At 38.1% G+C, this 16,788-nt stretch carries 17 protein-coding genes and 1 tRNA gene; 14 read left to right on the top strand and 4 right to left on the bottom strand.

What is annotated here, in order from left to right:
• The first annotated feature begins 224 nt into the window (after positions 1 to 224).
• The 5 genes from Aru01_RS07195 (at position 225) to Aru01_RS07175 (ending at position 4,932) form a co-directional block, all read left to right on the top strand.
• Entirely contained in the window at positions 225 to 1,589 is a 1,365-nt protein-coding gene (locus Aru01_RS07195; protein ID WP_016655300.1) for an amino acid permease, read from the top strand.
• Positions 1,590 to 1,701: 112 nt separating this feature from the next.
• Positions 1,702 to 3,057 (top strand): amino acid permease, encoded by a 1,356-nt coding sequence (locus Aru01_RS07190; protein ID WP_040331055.1) that lies wholly within the window; start codon positions 1,702 to 1,704, stop codon positions 3,055 to 3,057.
• An 80-nt stretch (positions 3,058 to 3,137) separates the two neighbouring features.
• Positions 3,138 to 3,213: transfer RNA gene (locus Aru01_RS07185), tRNA-Arg, on the top strand.
• A gap of 166 nt (positions 3,214 to 3,379) precedes the next feature.
• Positions 3,380 to 4,591, top strand: a complete 1,212-nt coding sequence (locus tag Aru01_RS07180; RefSeq protein ID WP_040331054.1) for a tyrosine-type recombinase/integrase — start codon at positions 3,380 to 3,382, stop codon at positions 4,589 to 4,591.
• Entirely contained in the window at positions 4,588 to 4,932 is a 345-nt protein-coding gene (locus tag Aru01_RS07175; RefSeq protein WP_016655297.1) for a hypothetical protein, read from the top strand. Before Aru01_RS07180 ends, Aru01_RS07175 begins: the two co-directional genes overlap by 4 nt.
• Positions 4,933 to 5,302: 370 nt before the next feature.
• On the opposite strand, the gene Aru01_RS18330 is transcribed toward Aru01_RS07175, so the two are convergent.
• From Aru01_RS18330 to Aru01_RS07165, 3 genes are all read right to left on the bottom strand, one after another.
• Positions 5,303 to 5,464, bottom strand: a complete 162-nt coding sequence (locus Aru01_RS18330; RefSeq protein ID WP_162183604.1) for a hypothetical protein — start codon at positions 5,462 to 5,464, stop codon at positions 5,303 to 5,305.
• 13 nt (positions 5,465 to 5,477) lie between these two features.
• Positions 5,478 to 5,828, bottom strand: a complete 351-nt coding sequence (locus Aru01_RS07170; protein WP_016655295.1) for a DUF6984 family protein — start codon at positions 5,826 to 5,828, stop codon at positions 5,478 to 5,480.
• A 554-nt stretch (positions 5,829 to 6,382) separates the two neighbouring features.
• A complete protein-coding gene (locus Aru01_RS07165; protein WP_155766232.1) occupies positions 6,383 to 6,532 on the bottom strand; it encodes a hypothetical protein in 150 nt (49 codons plus the stop codon).
• A gap of 154 nt (positions 6,533 to 6,686) precedes the next feature.
• On the opposite strand from Aru01_RS07165, the gene Aru01_RS07160 reads away from it, so the two are divergent.
• The 5 genes from Aru01_RS07160 to Aru01_RS07140 all read left to right on the top strand — a co-directional run bounded on the left by Aru01_RS07160 (position 6,687) and on the right by Aru01_RS07140 (position 11,338).
• Positions 6,687 to 7,553 carry a tetratricopeptide repeat protein gene (locus Aru01_RS07160; RefSeq protein WP_016655293.1) on the top strand — a complete coding sequence of 289 codons (867 nt, stop codon included), beginning with the start codon at positions 6,687 to 6,689 and terminating at the stop codon, positions 7,551 to 7,553.
• A 42-nt stretch (positions 7,554 to 7,595) separates the two neighbouring features.
• The gene (locus Aru01_RS07155; protein ID WP_016655292.1) at positions 7,596 to 8,051 is read left to right on the top strand and encodes a hypothetical protein; all 456 of its coding nucleotides are present in this window, start codon (positions 7,596 to 7,598) and stop codon (positions 8,049 to 8,051) included.
• Positions 8,052 to 8,116: 65 nt separating this feature from the next.
• On the top strand, positions 8,117 to 8,458 hold the full coding sequence (locus Aru01_RS07150) for a DUF5713 family protein (RefSeq protein WP_016655291.1): 342 nt from the start codon (positions 8,117 to 8,119) through the stop codon (positions 8,456 to 8,458).
• Positions 8,459 to 8,769: 311 nt separating this feature from the next.
• Positions 8,770 to 10,980 carry an OsmC domain/YcaO domain-containing protein gene (locus Aru01_RS07145; RefSeq protein WP_016655290.1) on the top strand — a complete coding sequence of 737 codons (2,211 nt, stop codon included), beginning with the start codon at positions 8,770 to 8,772 and terminating at the stop codon, positions 10,978 to 10,980.
• A 142-nt stretch (positions 10,981 to 11,122) separates the two neighbouring features.
• Positions 11,123 to 11,338 (top strand): excalibur calcium-binding domain-containing protein, encoded by a 216-nt coding sequence (locus tag Aru01_RS07140; RefSeq protein WP_040331053.1) that lies wholly within the window; start codon positions 11,123 to 11,125, stop codon positions 11,336 to 11,338.
• Positions 11,339 to 11,407: 69 nt separating this feature from the next.
• Here Aru01_RS07140 and Aru01_RS07135 read toward each other — a convergent pair whose 3' ends face one another.
• Positions 11,408 to 11,662, bottom strand: coding sequence for a hypothetical protein (locus Aru01_RS07135; RefSeq protein ID WP_016655288.1), 255 nt, complete (start codon positions 11,660 to 11,662; stop codon positions 11,408 to 11,410).
• 212 nt (positions 11,663 to 11,874) lie between these two features.
• Between Aru01_RS07135 and Aru01_RS07130 the strand changes: the two genes are divergently transcribed.
• The 4 genes from Aru01_RS07130 (at position 11,875) to Aru01_RS07115 (ending at position 16,664) form a co-directional block, all read left to right on the top strand.
• Positions 11,875 to 12,456 carry a 5-formyltetrahydrofolate cyclo-ligase gene (locus Aru01_RS07130; protein ID WP_016655287.1) on the top strand — a complete coding sequence of 194 codons (582 nt, stop codon included), beginning with the start codon at positions 11,875 to 11,877 and terminating at the stop codon, positions 12,454 to 12,456.
• Positions 12,457 to 12,606: 150 nt separating this feature from the next.
• On the top strand, positions 12,607 to 15,033 hold the full coding sequence (lon, locus tag Aru01_RS07125; RefSeq protein ID WP_016655286.1) for an endopeptidase La: 2,427 nt from the start codon (positions 12,607 to 12,609) through the stop codon (positions 15,031 to 15,033).
• A 262-nt stretch (positions 15,034 to 15,295) separates the two neighbouring features.
• The gene (gene rlmH, locus Aru01_RS07120) at positions 15,296 to 15,778 is read left to right on the top strand and encodes a 23S rRNA (pseudouridine(1915)-N(3))-methyltransferase RlmH (RefSeq protein WP_016655285.1); all 483 of its coding nucleotides are present in this window, start codon (positions 15,296 to 15,298) and stop codon (positions 15,776 to 15,778) included.
• A gap of 112 nt (positions 15,779 to 15,890) precedes the next feature.
• Positions 15,891 to 16,664, top strand: a complete 774-nt coding sequence (locus Aru01_RS07115) for a DODA-type extradiol aromatic ring-opening family dioxygenase (protein ID WP_016655284.1) — start codon at positions 15,891 to 15,893, stop codon at positions 16,662 to 16,664.
• The last annotated feature ends 124 nt before the right edge of the window (positions 16,665 to 16,788 follow it).

Raw genomic sequence — 16,788 nt, 5'->3', positions numbered from 1 at the left:
ACGACGTTATCGACTGTATCATATCCTTTTTTTTCATCAATCTTGAATGGCATGACTTAAGTATTAAAAAATATTTTAATACTCATAAAAACATTCATTAGTAGAGCTAAAATATAAGTAAAGTCTTTTATCTGTCATGATCGCTTAATCTAGGTTTATTACTAGGCTTACTGTGACCAATCTATTACAATCTGTCATTATTTCTCCATAATGAGCGAAGTTAAGTGAGCGAAACATCAGGACAATTAAAAAGGGGACTAAAAAACCGTCATGTACAATTAATCGCCATGGGTGGTGCTGTTGGTACGGGTTTATTTTTAGGTTCAGGACAATTAATAGAACAAGCTGGACCCGCAGTCATTTTAGGCTATGCCATTGGTGGTCTTATCGTTTTCCTCATTATGCGTCACTTAGGGGAAATGATCGTTCATGAGCCTGTTGCAGGCTCATTTAGTCATTTTGCCAATAAATATTGGGGCAAATTCCCTGGCATGCTTGCTGGCTGGAACTATTGGATTTTATTTATTTTAGTTGCAATGACTGAACTCACAGCGGTTGCCAAGTTTATTAGCTATTGGTGGCCCGATGTGCCTGCTTGGAGTAGTAGCTTATTCTTCTTTATCTGTATCACCTTAATTAACTTCGCCAATGTTAAAGTCTATGGTGAATCTGAGTTTTGGTTATCTTTGATTAAAGTTGTATCGATTATCGCGATGATCATCTTTGGTCTTTATTTGATTTTGGTTCCTGGTGTAAGTGATACAGCAAGCTTTAGCCATCTTTGGGCTCATGGCGGTTTCTTTCCAAATGGATTTGAATCATTATTTTGGATGATGGCCTTCTTAATGTTTGCCTTCGGTGGTATGGAACTCATTGGAATGACGGCTGCCGAAGTTGAAGACCCTGAAAAAAATATTCCTAAAGCGATTAACCAAGTCGTATGGCGTATTTTAGTATTCTATATTGGTTCGATCACGATTATCTTATCGTTAATTCCATGGAATAGTTTAGAACTCGGCACACTCGACAAAAGTCCATTTGTTTATATTTTTAATCAACTCGGAATTGACTGGGCTGCTAACCTGCTTAACTTTATTATCTTAACAGCTGCATTATCGGTATATAACAGTGCTATGTATGTGACGAGCCGCATGTTATTTGGTCTTGCTCAACAAGGTAATGCACCTAAAGCTTTTGGTAAGTTAAATAAACATGGAACACCAACCACAGCCGTAATCTTCTCATCTGCATTAATCTTTGGCTGCGTACTTTTAAACTATGTTGTACCAGAAGATGCATTAAGCCACTTGATTTATGTCACTGTTGCGGCATTAGTACTAAACTGGGCAATGATTAGTATTACCCACTGGATCTTTATTCGTAAACAAAAACAATTGGGTATTCAATCAAAATTTAAAGCAATTGCTTCTCCGTTGAGTAATATCGTTGTACTGATTTTTATTGCCATGGTCCTTGGTATTATGTGGAAAGTTGGCTTTAAAGAATCGGTCATTATGATTCCTATTTGGATCGCTTTAATGTGGGTACTCTTTAAAGCTCTCAAACCTAAAAACGACTCAACTTCTTAACTTTTTCTGAGGCAGTATGATTACTGCCCCTTCTTACCTTTTCTTGGGTACAGACATGTGAAAAACTGAAGTCGACGCTTATCATTTATCTTTAAATCACTGGACGACAACCTTGAGCACAACAGATTCCGGACTTAAAAGAGGTCTTAAAAATCGACATATACAGCTCATTGCCATGGGCGGCGCAATTGGTACTGGACTCTTTCTAGGCTCTGCGCATGTCATTCAATCTGCTGGTCCTGCAACCATTTTAGGCTATGCCATCTGTGGTTTTATTGCCTACCTCATTATGCGCCAACTTGGCGATATGATCGTACATGAACCTGTTGCAGGTTCTCTCAGTTATTTTTCAAATAAATACTGGGGACCTTTTGCAGGCTTCTTAGCTGGCTGGAATTACTGGATCCTTTATGTATTAGTTGCAATGACCGAGCTCACAGCCATTGCCACTTTTATTCAATACTGGTGGCCTGATATTCCATCATGGATTATTGTACTGGTCTTCTTTTGTATCGTGACCGTTATCAACCTAGCAAATGTACGCTTCTATGGTGAATCTGAGTTTTGGCTAGCAATCATTAAAGTCTTTGCAGTCATTTCAATGATCTTATTTGGCTTATATTTATTACTTTCTGCTGGCCCAAATTCTACAGCAACGATCAGCAACCTTTGGAGCCACGGCGGTTTTTTCCCTAACGGTTTTAGTGGCATGTTCTACATGCTCGCCTTCATGCTTTTTGCATTTGGTGGGATTGAACTCATTGGAATGACCGCAGCAGAAGCAGAAAACCCAAGTAAAAATATTCCAACTGCAATTAATCAAGTCGTCTGGCGTATATTGGTATTTTATATCGCTTCCCTCGCCATTATTTTATCCCTTGTACCTTGGAACCAATTACAACTTGGTAGCTTAGATCAAAGTCCATTTGTGATGATCTTTAGTCAGCTAGGCATTGGTTGGGCTGCTCACCTACTCAACTTTATTATCTTAACTGCTGCTATTTCTGTTTATAACAGTGGCATGTATGGAAATAGCCGTATGCTTTATGGCTTAGCAACTCAAGGTAATGCGCCTAAAATATTTGCAAAAGTGAATGCACAAGGTGTTCCAAGACCTGCTGTGATCTTTTCATCAATTTTGATTTTTGGCTGTGTGCTGCTTAACTACTTTGTTCCAGAACAAGCTCTTAAAAACTTAATGTATGTTGCAGTAACAGGACTGGTACTCAACTGGGCGCTGATTGCACTCACACACCTTAACTTTATGAAGCAGCTTAAAGCAGAAAATATCACACGCAGTTATCCTGCACTTTGGGCACCACTGAGTAATATTTTGGTCTTGGTGTTTATAGCTATCATTTTATTTATCATGTGGCAGGAAGGACTAAAACTTTCAGTTATTCTAATTCCTGTTTGGATAACAATTGTTTATATTTTATTCCGCATACTTAAATCTCAACAAAAATAATCTGAATTTCAATTTTAAAAGTTATTGTTAAGCAATAACTTTTTTTTTGCTTCGTTTTCCGTTAAATTAGCGATCATCATACGCCCTTAGCTTAACTGGATAGAGCAGTTGCCTCCTAAGCGACCGACGTGGGTTCGAGTCCCGCAGGGCGTACCATTATAGAATACAGCATAATCCTTAATAGTCCTTTAAGCCCTTTATTTATATTGATTTAAACCAATCATTAGTCTTTAATAGTCCATGATGATCCACAACAATCAAGTGTTTTTAGCGGTGTTTTTGACGGTATCGCTAAATCTACCGTTAAAGTGATACCGTTAAAATAGCTAAAACAGTTACACCACTTACAGATTCAAAGATTAAGAAAGCAAAGTTCATAGATAAGACTGTGAAGCTTTCCGATGGTGGAGGCATGTATTTATTGATCGATAAGAACAACAATAAATTTTGGAGATTTGATTATTACCACCCCTACACTAAAAAAAGAAATACCATAAGTTTTGGCTCTTACCCCGAAGTATCTCTTGCAGATGCTAGATCGCGAAGGGATGATGCAAGATCATTACTTGCTCAAAATATAGATCCAAGTGAAAGCAGAAAATTAGAAACCATCAATCAAGTTAATTCTCTTAAAAATACATTTTCTGCTGTTTCTGAAGAATGGATGACTAAGCAAAATTTAGCCGAATCAACTATCGCCAAAAATAAAAAATTCTTTCAGGTTATAGTCGATAATATTGGAGACAAACCAATTAATTCCATTACCCCTATGGATATCTTAAATGTTTGTCGAATCTATGAAAGAGAAGAGAAATATGAAACAGCCAAAAAGATTAAGGTTAAATGCGGTCAAATTCTGCGTTATGGTGTTGCAATTGGATTATGTGAGCGCGATGTAACTCAGGATCTACGTGGTGCACTAAAGACACCAGTCGTTAACCACATGGCTGCCATTACATCACCTAAAGAGTTTGCAGTACTCCTAAGTGATATAGATCACTATGAAGGGACTATTATCACCAAAACTGCACTCAAGATCGCCCCTCTTGTTTTTGTTCGCCCTGGTGAATTGCGGCATGCAAAATGGAGTGAGATAGATTTTGAGAAAAACATATGGTCCTATACACCACCTAAGACAAAATCAAAGACTGGCGTAGAGTTAATCGTTCCATTATCAACGCAGGTAGTTGATCTGCTTAAAGTGCTACAACCAATCACATGTAATAGTGAATATGTATTTCCTGCTATTACTTCAGCATTAAAGCCAATGTCAAAAAATACAATCAATCAAGCTTTACGTCGCCTTGGTTATGAAAAAAAGCAAGTGAGTAGCCATGGTTTTAGGGCATCAGCTCGAACCATGCTTGATGAGGTTATACAGTTCCCAGTGGAAATTATCGAAATGCAGCTTGGTCACCAAGTCCGTGATATGCATGGTCGAGCATATAACCGGACTAAGCACCTAAAAGAGCGCAAAGAAATGATGCAGAAGTGGTCTGATTACTGTGAAGAGATTAAAAGTGGGGTTAAATGAAAAAATCAATCAATGAATCTATAAAGTGTGCTTTGGCTTTGGTGATAGCAACTACACTCACATTTATTGTTGTCATGATTGTTTTTATGGGGTGTTTTCCTACAGAACAAGGAAAACCAAGACCTATTTATGATGCTCTGTATATTGGTGGAACATTCTTTGGTGGTTTTGCTACATTAACTGCAGCTTATATTGCGTCAAGAATGTTCAATGACTGGAAGGATCAACATAACAAAACTATTTACTCTGATTTTTCTATAAAAAACATTTCAATGCTTCAGGAGTTAATAATTAGTTTGAATAAGCATATATCTATAAAAAATGATGTAAATTTTTTTTAGATAGGTTTCCTTTAATAGATTTAAATAATTCACACATCAAAGATAATTTTAATTTAATTTCAGAACTATATGACCGTCAACTTATCCAAACAAAAGAAAAATTAAATAACTACAAAACCTCATCAGAATTAATTTTATTAACTATTGGCGCAAAAGAAGAGGAGTTGCAGCATATTAATGAGATTAATAATAAAATAGAGTTAATATTAGAAGTCAATTCTAAAATATTCATTGATAATATTTTTTTCAGGGAATACCTGAATGCAATTATCACTGAATGTGAAAATTTAAATACTATTCTAAATAGTAAAATTCATATTAATATAATTAAAACACTAACACCTTACATAAAAGCATAAGCAAAGTGCCTTCACTTAAGGGCTTTCACCACAGCACTATGCTTCGCCTGACACTCATTGTATTTAACTACAACATCAATAGCCCACAACAAGATAATACCACCCTGCCCTGATTCTAGTTGCTGTAGATCGGGACAAAGTTTTATATTGGTTCTAACAAAAACATTTCGCATAACGCCCATTATGTTAAATAAGATATATCTTTTTAATATTTTCAATTTTAAAAGGTTCAGTTAATGAGGATGAATCTCCCACAAAGCTATCTATTTCTCTAGGGATAAAATTTCTATCAATAAACAAAGCAATATTTACATATTTTCCATGATCTGAATAATCAATTTGGGTTCCCGTTGTCGTAAGTTCCCCAAAATCAGAGCATATTTCTTCGGGATAAATGATTTTAAAGGATCCCATTCCACCATCATTCATTGGTATGGAGTAGCACTTATCTAACGCTACTGGAATGTTAATTTTTATTTGTGAAATTTCTATTAAGCTCTTGATAATGAATATTTCATCTATCGTTAATAGCTTCATAAATTATCCTGTGTATATTAGTACTGTTTATTTTAAAGATTTCCTAAAATCAACATAATACACCTTATACGAAATTAAGTTAACTATTCATTTTAAATCATATAGTTAAATTATTTCCAAGCGCCTTATTCCGTTGAATAAGGCGTTTTTATTCCTTTATATAGTTTCACTCCTACTATTCAACCAATGTTCCACACTTATTATAAAGAAGACACGAACTATTCAGGCCACCCTCACTCAATCGCTCGATATCAACTGCGTGTCCATCAGCTGCTTCCGCCATCGTTCGATATTCAGCAATACACTTTTGGAGTATATCTGAACTGGTATTGACCTAGTTAATGATGGTTTCGCGGGGAGCTTTGGACATACAGCTTTTGGCTATATCGAATTGCTTTGACAAGCGATCAGCAGTGGACTGAATTCTAAAATCTTCAACCACGACTTGTTTAATTTTAATATTGTAATTTTCTCTGCTTTTAAAAGTTGTTCAGACCATGATTTTTCTTGGCTTCGGCTTTGGTCTTTTCAGTACATTTTGTAATGAAAAACACTTAACCTTCCCTGTTATTTTTTAATTTCCTTCCCCAATACATTAAGATCACACCGAGAACAAATGGAAGATGAATAAATGGAATGAGTTCAACTTCGCGTAATGCTCTTATCGGATTATTACAACCTGGGCTTGAACCTGTAGAGGACATACACCCCATACCACTAAAATACAGAAGTATCATGATCGATAAAAAAATCAGAATCGCACCGAGTGATATTAAAAATATTTTTTTCATGATAATAGTCTTCTTATCAAAAAATGAATCGCTAATAATATTGCCCATATTAAAATAGGAATTCTAAATGTTAATATCTTCAAAGCCATTTTTTTGCTTGTCTATAACATTAGTCAGTCTGATTCAATTTACAACACAAATCCAAGCTGACACATCTACCCAAGTTCCAACAGAAGAACACTGTACAGCATTAATCAATGCCGAAAAATATGAAGAGGGTAATCAATGTTTAGACGCTTTCTTTGAAAATCTTCCAGAATTAATCGTAGATCCAAGTGAAGAATTACTCTCAAAAGCACTTGAACTTAAAATGGACCCAGATCCCAAAAAGCAAACCCAAGCTTTAAAATACTATCTACAAGCAGCACAGACCAATAATCCCGAAGCACAAGTTCAAATGGCCATGCTCTATATGGAAGGTGAATTGGTTCCCCACAATTTAGAACAAAGTTATTATTGGCTAAACAAAGCAGCACAACAACATAATGCTCAAGGACAATTATTACTAGGACGACTCTATCAATCTAACCAATTTAGTAAAAAAGATGGTCAACAAGCCATTTATTGGTTAACTCAAGCGGCAAAACAAGACAATCGTGTGGCTACAGAATTTTTAGGTGATACCTATAGAGATGCTATTTTAGTACCAAAGGATTTGAAAAAAGCCCTGTATTGGTATAAAAAATCTGCGAAGCTTGGTAATAACTCAGCCTTATTACAAGTCGCTCTATTTTATGCACATGGTTATGCGGTCAAAAAAAATCCTGCTAAATCTGAGGAACTGCTAGAGATGCTGTTCTCACCCAGTACATCCAAGCATTTTGAAATGATTGCGGAGCATTATGAACGTGGTACTGAAGGCTTTCCTAAAGATCCTGTTATTGCCAAAAAGTGGTATAAAAAGGCTACTGACTTAGCTAAAACGGAACAATGAATCGTCTTTCAAGACCAGATCAATCAATTTAGGAAATCAAATATGAAAAAAGCAGTTATATTCATCGGCCTGTTATTGCCTATGTTTGCTCAGGCACAAGACTTTAAGTACCAAAAAACTGATAACGGTTATAAACATTACCAAGGACAAAGCACATTGACTGGGGTCTACTCTAGAAATCTAGATCCTGAGTATCTCGATTTTATGGGTGATGCAATTTGTTTTTTTCCAGACAAAGCCTCCGAAAAACTTGTTCCAAATTTTGATCCTAATGTTCGTAGTGCTTGGTTTTGTTTTAGTAATTTCGAGACAGCCAAAAAGACCTTCAAGTTACCTGACAATATTAAAAAGGGTTATTGCAGCTATGAAGGTAAGGCAACCATCACCATCAAAAACTATCAATCCTATATTGAAGAGTCTGAAGGCTTTGACATCACCCAACTGGTTTCTGCTAAAAATATAACCCCTGTTCAGGCCATTAAATGTAATGTCTCTTAAACTTAAGCATTAATTCCACACCATTTAACAATTCACCCTAGCAAAAAAGTTAATTAGAGACAGATATGACCATTCAAAACACTTTAGTTTTACAGCATGCTTTTTTAGAGCAAATGTATAATGATGCCTATTTTCCGAATCACCTTGTAGATCAGGTGAAAGATATTTTACTTAAGCTCTGTGGGCAAATTGAAACTGAACAGCCACAAGATCTTGATAGCTTATATGCTCTGACTCATCAAGCCACTGAAAAAATTAATGATTTACAAGAGGCTTTTGATGAAGAAAATAGTGAAATTGAAACGGTTGCACGTGAAAGTATCGCTGAAGAATTTGATTTTATTGCAGAAGCGTATAACTTTAAAGATGCAGATATCGAAGAACTCATAGCACCTAGAGACTGGTAATAGCTATTCTTTTTGGTCTTTTATGCTGAATTCAATAAAAGGCCAAATTGATAAATTAGACAAAAATGAGTTTCTACAGTGCATGTATTTTAATTCTGAAAAAAAGACAGTGGATTTTTACCCTATAGCCGCATAAAATTGCCCAAGTTTAATTGGTCCTCACGATGATTCATCCTCTATGATGTTCTCAGCCACTCGATGACTGCTTTTTAATTCATATTCAAATCGATCTCTCTGATCCATCAATTGGATCAATCTTCCATTTCAAATACTTATGTCTGTTCAACACATAAGAAAAGTTAGGTACCTGCATGGAAATCAAAGTCAATTTTCTCGATAACCTTCGACTTGAGGCTAAGTTCGATGATTTTACGGTAATTGCCGATCAACCCATCCGTTATAAAGGGGATGGTTCTGCGCCTGGTCCATTCGATTATTTTCTTGCTTCTTCAGCAATGTGCGCAGCCTACTTTGTTAAAGTCTATTGTGCTGCGCGTGACATCCCTACAGATAACATTCGCTTATCACAAAACAATATTGTCGATCCTGAAAATCGCTATAAACAAATTTTTAAAATCCAAGTTGAACTTCCTGCAGATATTTCTGAAAAAGATCGCCAAGGTATCTTGCGCTCTATCGATCGTTGTACTGTGAAGAAAGTGGTACAAACTGGTCCTGAATTTATTATTGAACAAGTAGAAAGTATTGATGCAGATGCACAAGCGCTGCTCATGCCAAATTTAACCTCCGAGCAAAATACTTTTATTGCTGGTAAAGATTTACCACTTGAGCAAACCATTGCCAACATGTCTTCAATTTTAGCTGGTCTCGGCATGAAAATTGAAATTGCATCTTGGCGTAATATCGTACCGAATGTCTGGTCGTTACATATTCGTGATGCACAATCACCGATGTGTTTTACCAATGGTAAGGGTGCAACCAAAGAAAGCGCATTGGCTTCTGCATTAGGCGAATTTATTGAGCGGCTTAACTGTAACTTTTTCTATAATGATCAGTTCTGGGGTGAGGAAATTGCCAATGCAGATTTTGTACACTATCCAGAAGAAAAATGGTTCAAACCTGGCCCAGATGATGCCCTACCGACTGAAATTTTAGATGAATATTGCCTAGAAATTTACAATCCTGATGATGAGTTACTTGGTTCACATTTATACGATACCAACTCTGGCAATACTGCACGGGGCATTTGTTCACTGCCATTTGTGCGTCAATCAGATAAAGAAGTGGTCTACTTCCCTTCTAACCTGATCGAAAACTTGTACCTGAGCAATGGTATGAGTGCAGGTAATACTTTGGCTGAAGCTCAAGTTCAGTGTTTATCTGAAATATTTGAACGCGCTGTAAAACGTGAAATCATTGAAGGTGAAATTACCTTACCTGATGTACCACAAGAGGTTCTCGCTAAATACCCAAGTATTCAAGCAGGTATCGAAGCACTTGAACAACAAGGCTTCCCTGTACTGGTCAAAGATGCATCACTAGGTGGTCAATACCCAGTAATGTGTGTCACCTTAATGAATCCTCGTACAGGAGGTGTTTTTGCCTCTTTTGGTGCCCATCCAAACTTCCAAGTCGCACTTGAACGTAGTCTTACTGAGCTACTACAAGGTCGTAGCTTTGAAGGTTTAAATGATCTGCCTCAACCTACATTTAGTACAAATGCAGTGACTGAACCCAACAACTATGTTGAACACTTTATTGACTCAAGTGGTGTAGTGTCATGGCATTTCTTTAGTGCTAAATCAGACTATGACTTTGTTGAATGGGATTTTACCAACCAAGGAACAAACAGTAATGCTCAAGAAGCAGCTGCCCTCTTTGCCATTTTGGAAGACATGGGTAAAGAAGTCTATATGGCAGTTTATAAACACCTTGGGGCAACCGCTTGTCGTATCTTGGTACCTGATTACTCTGAAGTTTATTTAATTGAAGATCTGGTTTGGGACAACACCAACAAAGCATTAGGCTTCCGTGAAGACATTTTAAATCTACATCGTTTAGACAATGATCGCCTTGAAGCATTGGTTGAACGCTTGGAAGAATGTGAATTAGATGACTATACCGAGATCAAGACTTTGATCGGTATTGAGTTTGATGACAATACAGAATGGGGCCAACTGACCATATTAGAACTAAAACTGTTAATTTACCTCGCATTGCAGCAGTTTGAAGAGGCAAAAGATTTGGTCGAAGCCTATCTACAATACAACACCAACACTGTGGAACGTGGATTATTTTATCAATGTCTTAATGTTGTGCTTGAAGTCGTGATCGATGATGAGCTTGAGCTCGATGACTATGCTTATAATTTCCGTCGTATGTTTGGTGACGAACGTATGGATGCAGCAGTGGGCTCAGTTGAAGGTCATGTCCGCTTCCATGGCTTAACACCAACCAGTATGAAACTTGAAGGTCTAGACCGTCATTTACGTCTGATCGAAAGCTATAAGAAATTACATGCAGCCCGTGCCAAAGCAGGTCCTTTGAGTATTGCTGTCTAATTTACAGTTATTTTAAGCAAAATGAGCCCAGCAGTTGCTGGGCTCATTGTTTTGTCCCTTAATCTACTTCAATTCAACAAAATTAAAATTATATACGCTACAATCTTAGCTTTATTCCTTTGAAATACCACGTTTTATTATCATGAAATACCTGTTACTAAGCTGCCTCATGCTATTCCCCCTCACCAGTTATGCCAAAAAATGTGCAGATTTTAAGACGCAAAAAGAAGCACAAGACTGGTATGAGAAACGCAAAAAATCCGGTCAAACAGGATGGAAAAGTTTAGATCGTGATGGTGATGGTCAGGCTTGTGAGTGTCTGCCAGGTGGAAATGGACAATACTGCCCGAAAAAATAAACTGGGCTGAATAAATCAATGCCCTCCATCGAGGAGGGCATTGATACCATTACAATCTATTGTTAAGAATTAACAGCGACCTTTTTTCTCTTGTCCAGGTGGGCAGTAATAACCTTGACCACGGCGATGATCTCGATTGTTATAATGTCCACGGTGCCCTTCACGATCATACTTTTTATACTCACCATTGCCACGATGTTCATAGCGATCATAACCACCACGATGCTCATAGCGACCAGAATAATCATGACCATCAGGATATACAGCACACGCTGTTAAGAAACTCAAAGGCAATAGAGCCACAGCAATTAAGATTTTTTTCATCGTATTATTCCATGCCTAGATATAACTCCATTATAGGCAGCCCTAGCCTATTGTCATGGTTTATTGCCCTGCTCTGACAATAAACCATCATGCTCTCCATCTGTATGATTAATCCTACACAAAATCTTCTCAGTTCAAATGAAATTAGGCTTTACCCCTGTTTTTGAATTGGTTATGTTGTGTTATTGCTTCTAGATCAATCCAATCCACCTATGACTTCTGTGCTTTTGGCATTACGTAAACAACTTCGATTACAGCGACGCCAACTCAATCGTTTTCAACAGCATCAAGCTGAACAACGTTGTTTACAACATTTACTACGATTACCTGAATATCAATCAGCACAGCATATTGGATTGTATTTACATGCCTTTGGTGAGGTTGCAACACAAGCCCTGATTTGGATGTGCTTAAAACGTGGTAAAACAGTCTATCTACCTGTCATCTGTAATATGAACCAACAATTACGTTGGGTTAAATTGAGTACTGGACTTTATCGTGGGAAGCGTTTTAGTCGTCACCCTCTCGGAATGCAACAGCCAATGCTGCCACATTCTTGGCCTGTTTCTCATTTAGACCTACTGGTTATGCCTTTATTGGCTTGCGACACGCGTGGTCTCAGATTGGGCATGGGCGGTGGCTATTACGATCGAACCTTAGCACATGCACCTCATCGACCATTTCGACTCGGTTTAGCACATGAATTTCAATGGCTAAATGAACAACTCCCAGCCCGTGCTTGGGACCAAGCTATAGATGCATTAATCACACCAAAGCGTCTGCGTCGATTTTAGTATTGAGCAGTCTAATTCATCCACTTTTTAAGTTTTAATTCTTAAAATTGCTATATTTTATAAAATAAATTTGGTCATACCCTTGTAATTTTATAAATACACATCACTATTAAAAAATGGCAACACAGTTGTTACTCATTTGGAGTGCCCATGTCTGAAATCAATATGAATGAAAAAGTCTTAGAATCAGAGATTCCAAGCGTATTACCTCTCTTAGCATTACGTGATGTAGTGGTTTATCCACATATGCAAATCGCGTTATTCGTTGGTCGTGAAAAATCGATTAATGCAGTCAATGTGGCCCGTAACAGTGACAATTTGGTATTTGTGGTTGCTCAAAAAGATTCTCTTACTGAGGAAATTGATCACGATAATCTATACCAATACGGTACTGTCGCTAAAATTGTACAAGTAGTGAATCATGAAAATGATGAAAACTGCATTAAAGTTTTAATCGAAGGGTTATACCGTGCCAAGCTCGAAAAAATCATCGATTGCGATGAATACCTTACAGCTGAACACAGTCTAAATCCGATTCAAGTTCACACTGATGAAAATACTCAACAAAATCAATTACAAGAGTTGCGTAGCCTGTTTGCTCAATATGCAGAAGCAAAACTTCGCAATTCACGTGAATTGATTGCTGCGGCAAACAAAATTGAAGATCTACTTCAATTATTGTTCTTTGTTGCAACACGTGTACCTTTGAACATTGATATCAAACAAAAATTCTTAGAACACGACGAATTTGAAGCACATCTCCAAGAATTGATGGGCTATTTATTGCAACAATCTGAAGAACAACAGATTGAACAAAATTTACATGAATCTGTAAAACGCCAGATGGAAAAAAACCAACGTGAATACTTTCTAAATGAAAAAATGAAAGTCATTCAACGTGAACTTTCTGACATGAATGGTGGTGCAGAAGATGATGTTGCAGAGATTGAGAAACGTCTAGCAGAAGCTGATTTACCCGAACATGTCCGTAAAAAAGCAGAAGCTGAGTTCCGTAAATTAAAAGCAATGCAACCTGTATCTAGCGAAGCAGCTGTTGTTCGTAACTATATTGAAGTGATCCTTGATACACCTTGGAACAAAGCCAGTAAAGTTAGTATTAACCTGAACAAAGCACAAGATATTCTCGATGCTGACCACTATGGTCTAGATGAAGTTAAAAAACGTATTGTTGAATATTTAGCAGTGCAATCACGTGTGAAAAAACTACGTGGACCAATTTTATGTTTAGTCGGCCCTCCTGGGGTGGGTAAAACCTCTTTAGGTGAATCAGTTGCAAAAGCAACAGGACGTGAATTTGTCCGTATGGCCTTGGGTGGTGTACGTGATGAAGCTGAGATCCGTGGTCATCGCCGTACTTATATTGGTGCGATGCCAGGTAAAATCGTGCAATCACTGACCAAGTCTGGTGTAAAAAACCCGCTGTTCTTGCTCGATGAAATTGACAAGATGGCACAAGACTACCGTGGTGATCCAGCATCAGCATTGCTTGAAGTACTTGATCCATCACAAAATGATAAGTTCAATGACCACTATCTTGACTTGGACCTTGATCTTTCAGAAGTGATGTTTATTTGTACCGCAAACAGTATGAATATCCCTGAAGCACTACTTGATCGTATGGAAGTCATTCGTCTCCCGGGTTATACCGAAGATGAGAAAGTCAAAATTGCTGACCGTTATTTAGTGCCTAAAGCCATTAAGAACAATGGCCTTCGCCCTAAAGAACTGACGATCCACGAAGAAGCGATTCGCGATATTGTACGTCGTTATACACGTGAAGCAGGTGTTCGTAGTCTTGAACGAGAAGTTTCAAGTATTGCACGTAAAGTCGTGAAAGAAGCTGTGAGTAAGAAGTCAAAAAACCTACAAGTCGATGTCGATGCGAATAATCTTCCAGACTACTTAGGTGTACACAAATTTGACTATGGTATTGCTGAAGAAGAAGCACAAGTTGGCCGTGTCAATGGTCTGGCTTGGACCTCTGTAGGTGGAGAGTTACTGACTATTGAAGTAGCAACCATGAAAGGTAAAGGTACCTTTATTACGACAGGTTCTCTGGGCGATGTCATGCAAGAGTCGATCAAAGCAGCAATGACTGTTGTTCGTACACGTGCTGATGCACTTGGTATTGAAACGGAGCGCTTTGCTGAGACAGATGTCCATGTTCATTTACCTGAAGGTGCAACACCTAAAGATGGTCCGTCAGCAGGTCTTGCTCTGACCACGGCTTTGGTCTCTGCATTTACTGGTATTGCGATTCGTCCAGATATCGCTATGACAGGCGAAACGAGCTTAAGTGGCCGTGCAATGCGCATTGGTGGTTTAAAAGAGAAGCTACTTGCTGCACATCGCGGTGGCATTAAACTGGTCTTTATTCCTCAAGAAAACGTTCGCGATCTTGTTGAGATTCCAGATAATGTTAAAGAAGGCTTAGAAATTAAAGCAGTGAAAAGTGTCGATGAGATTCTTGAACTTGCTTTAGTTGAACAACCAAAACCTTTAGTCAAAGCACCAATCGTCAAGGCTGAAAATAGCGGTAAAGCTGCACGACACTAAGTTTGAAATATTTGCACACATTTAATCGAGAGGAGTTCGCTCCTCTCGATTTTTTTTGACTTGTAATTATTTCGAGCATCCCCATTTAAGTTTATATCATTTATTTATAGATCCATCTTTGCTTAGCGGTGGTACGAATCTCCAGACGAATCATCGCGTTTTATCGCAGTTTTAAATCCCCCTTTAAAACTGCGTTTTTTTATGCCCATGATCTAGATGATTCAAGGTTATAATAGCCACCTGTTTTTCTTACGCTAAACTTATGAAAATTCGTATCTTGACCATTGGTCAAAAAATGCCGAGTTGGGTCACAACTGGTGTTGAAGATTATCTCAAACGTATTCAACCCTTTGTACAAACTCAAATCATTGAAATACCGATGGCTAAACGCGGCAAAAATGACTCTGAAGCAGATATATTAAAGTATCGTCAAATAGAGGGCGATGCCATACTCGCAGCACTTAAGAACAATGAAGTCTTGATTGCCCTAGAAGTTGGTGGTCGTGAAATGAGTACAGAGCGTTTAGCAGACACCATGAAAGGTTGGATGCTAGAAGGCCACGATATTGTCTTAGCCATTGGTGGACCAGATGGCCATAGTGATGCGGTACGCAAAAAAGCGGCATGGCACTGGTCACTTTCAAAACTCACCCTGCCCCATCCACTGGTACGAGTCATGCTCATTGAGCAACTTTATCGAGCAATGAGTATTAACCACAACCACCCTTACCATCGCGCAGGTTAAACAGCAGTAGCGTTGCATATTTAGCTCGCTCTGTTGAGAGGCAACACCTTCTATCACAATAGATTTTTTTGCAAGATAGTCCATATCTTGCAACATCTTAGGCAGACTCAACATGCACTTACAAACACTTCCAGGCTTATTTATTTCCCATGGTTCGCCCATGCTGGCACTCAACCCTGAACAAGTGGGTCCAGCTTTAGCACGTTTGAGTCTGAATCTACCTCGCCCTCAAGCAATTATTGTCATGTCTGCACATTGGGAAAGTGAGGCGCTTGAGCTTAGCCATGCTATTCGTCCTGAAACTTGGCACGACTTTAGAGGCTTTCCCGAAGAACTCTATCAGATTCGCTATCCTGCACCCGGTCATCCTGAATTGGCTGAAAGTATTATTCAACGCCTAGCAGAAGCAGAGATCACTGCGCATGCCAATAGCACTCGTCCACGTGATCACGGCGTATGGATGCCATTACTACATATGTATCCTGAAGCAGATATTCCTGTGGTAGAAATTTCGATCCCTCATCACTTTTCTGCTGATCAGCTGTATCAACTAGGCCAATGCTTAGCATACTTTCGTGAACAGCAAATACTGATTATTGGCTCGGGTAGTATTACCCATAATCTTGCTGAACTTAGTTGGAGTCGTGATACCCCAACACCGGTATGGGCTGCAACCTTCAGTCAACAAATTATTAGTGCATTAAAAAATGGGGACTATGACAAGGTGCTGCAGTGGCAAACCTTACCCTATATCAAACAAAACCACCCGAGCTTAGAACATTTAGCACCGCTATTTTTCAGTATGGGAACAGGTTCACGTTTTAGTTTGGTACATAGCAGTTTCAGCATGGGTGCTTTAGGCATGGATATTTATCGGTTTGACTAATCAATCACAGCAGATATGTAAATTTAATTTTCAAAACTGATACAGTTTGAAACTTTTAAAAACAAGTTACTACCTTTTGTTTAACGCTGAATACGTTAAGCTAAGCGTACACTCTACTTATGAT

Source organism: Acinetobacter rudis (assembly GCF_000829675.1).
GTDB classification, from domain to species: Bacteria; Pseudomonadota; Gammaproteobacteria; order Pseudomonadales; family Moraxellaceae; genus Acinetobacter; species Acinetobacter rudis.
This window is presented reverse-complemented; position numbering and strand designations above follow the sequence as displayed.

What these genes read in the sequence shown, in the direction of transcription:
- rlmH (WP_016655285.1), top strand. Translation starts at nt 15,296, where the DNA reads ATGAAAATTCGTATCTTGACCATTGGTCAAAAAATGCCGAGTTGGGTC.
- Aru01_RS07135 (WP_016655288.1), bottom strand. Translation starts at nt 11,662, where the DNA reads ATGAAAAAAATCTTAATTGCTGTGGCTCTATTGCCTTTGAGTTTCTTA.
- Aru01_RS07155 (WP_016655292.1), top strand. Translation starts at nt 7,596, where the DNA reads ATGAAAAAAGCAGTTATATTCATCGGCCTGTTATTGCCTATGTTTGCT.
- Aru01_RS07175 (WP_016655297.1), top strand. Translation starts at nt 4,588, where the DNA reads ATGAAAAAATCAATCAATGAATCTATAAAGTGTGCTTTGGCTTTGGTG.
- Aru01_RS07150 (WP_016655291.1), top strand. Translation starts at nt 8,117, where the DNA reads ATGACCATTCAAAACACTTTAGTTTTACAGCATGCTTTTTTAGAGCAA.
- Aru01_RS07130 (WP_016655287.1), top strand. Translation starts at nt 11,875, where the DNA reads ATGACTTCTGTGCTTTTGGCATTACGTAAACAACTTCGATTACAGCGA.
- Aru01_RS07170 (WP_016655295.1), bottom strand. Translation starts at nt 5,828, where the DNA reads ATGAAGCTATTAACGATAGATGAAATATTCATTATCAAGAGCTTAATA.
- Aru01_RS07145 (WP_016655290.1), top strand. Translation starts at nt 8,770, where the DNA reads ATGGAAATCAAAGTCAATTTTCTCGATAACCTTCGACTTGAGGCTAAG.
- lon (WP_016655286.1), top strand. Translation starts at nt 12,607, where the DNA reads ATGTCTGAAATCAATATGAATGAAAAAGTCTTAGAATCAGAGATTCCA.
- Aru01_RS07115 (WP_016655284.1), top strand. Translation starts at nt 15,891, where the DNA reads ATGCACTTACAAACACTTCCAGGCTTATTTATTTCCCATGGTTCGCCC.
- Aru01_RS07140 (WP_040331053.1), top strand. Translation starts at nt 11,123, where the DNA reads ATGAAATACCTGTTACTAAGCTGCCTCATGCTATTCCCCCTCACCAGT.
- Aru01_RS07165 (WP_155766232.1), bottom strand. Translation starts at nt 6,532, where the DNA reads ATGTCCTCTACAGGTTCAAGCCCAGGTTGTAATAATCCGATAAGAGCA.
- Aru01_RS07160 (WP_016655293.1), top strand. Translation starts at nt 6,687, where the DNA reads ATGTTAATATCTTCAAAGCCATTTTTTTGCTTGTCTATAACATTAGTC.
- Aru01_RS18330 (WP_162183604.1), bottom strand. Translation starts at nt 5,464, where the DNA reads ATGCGAAATGTTTTTGTTAGAACCAATATAAAACTTTGTCCCGATCTA.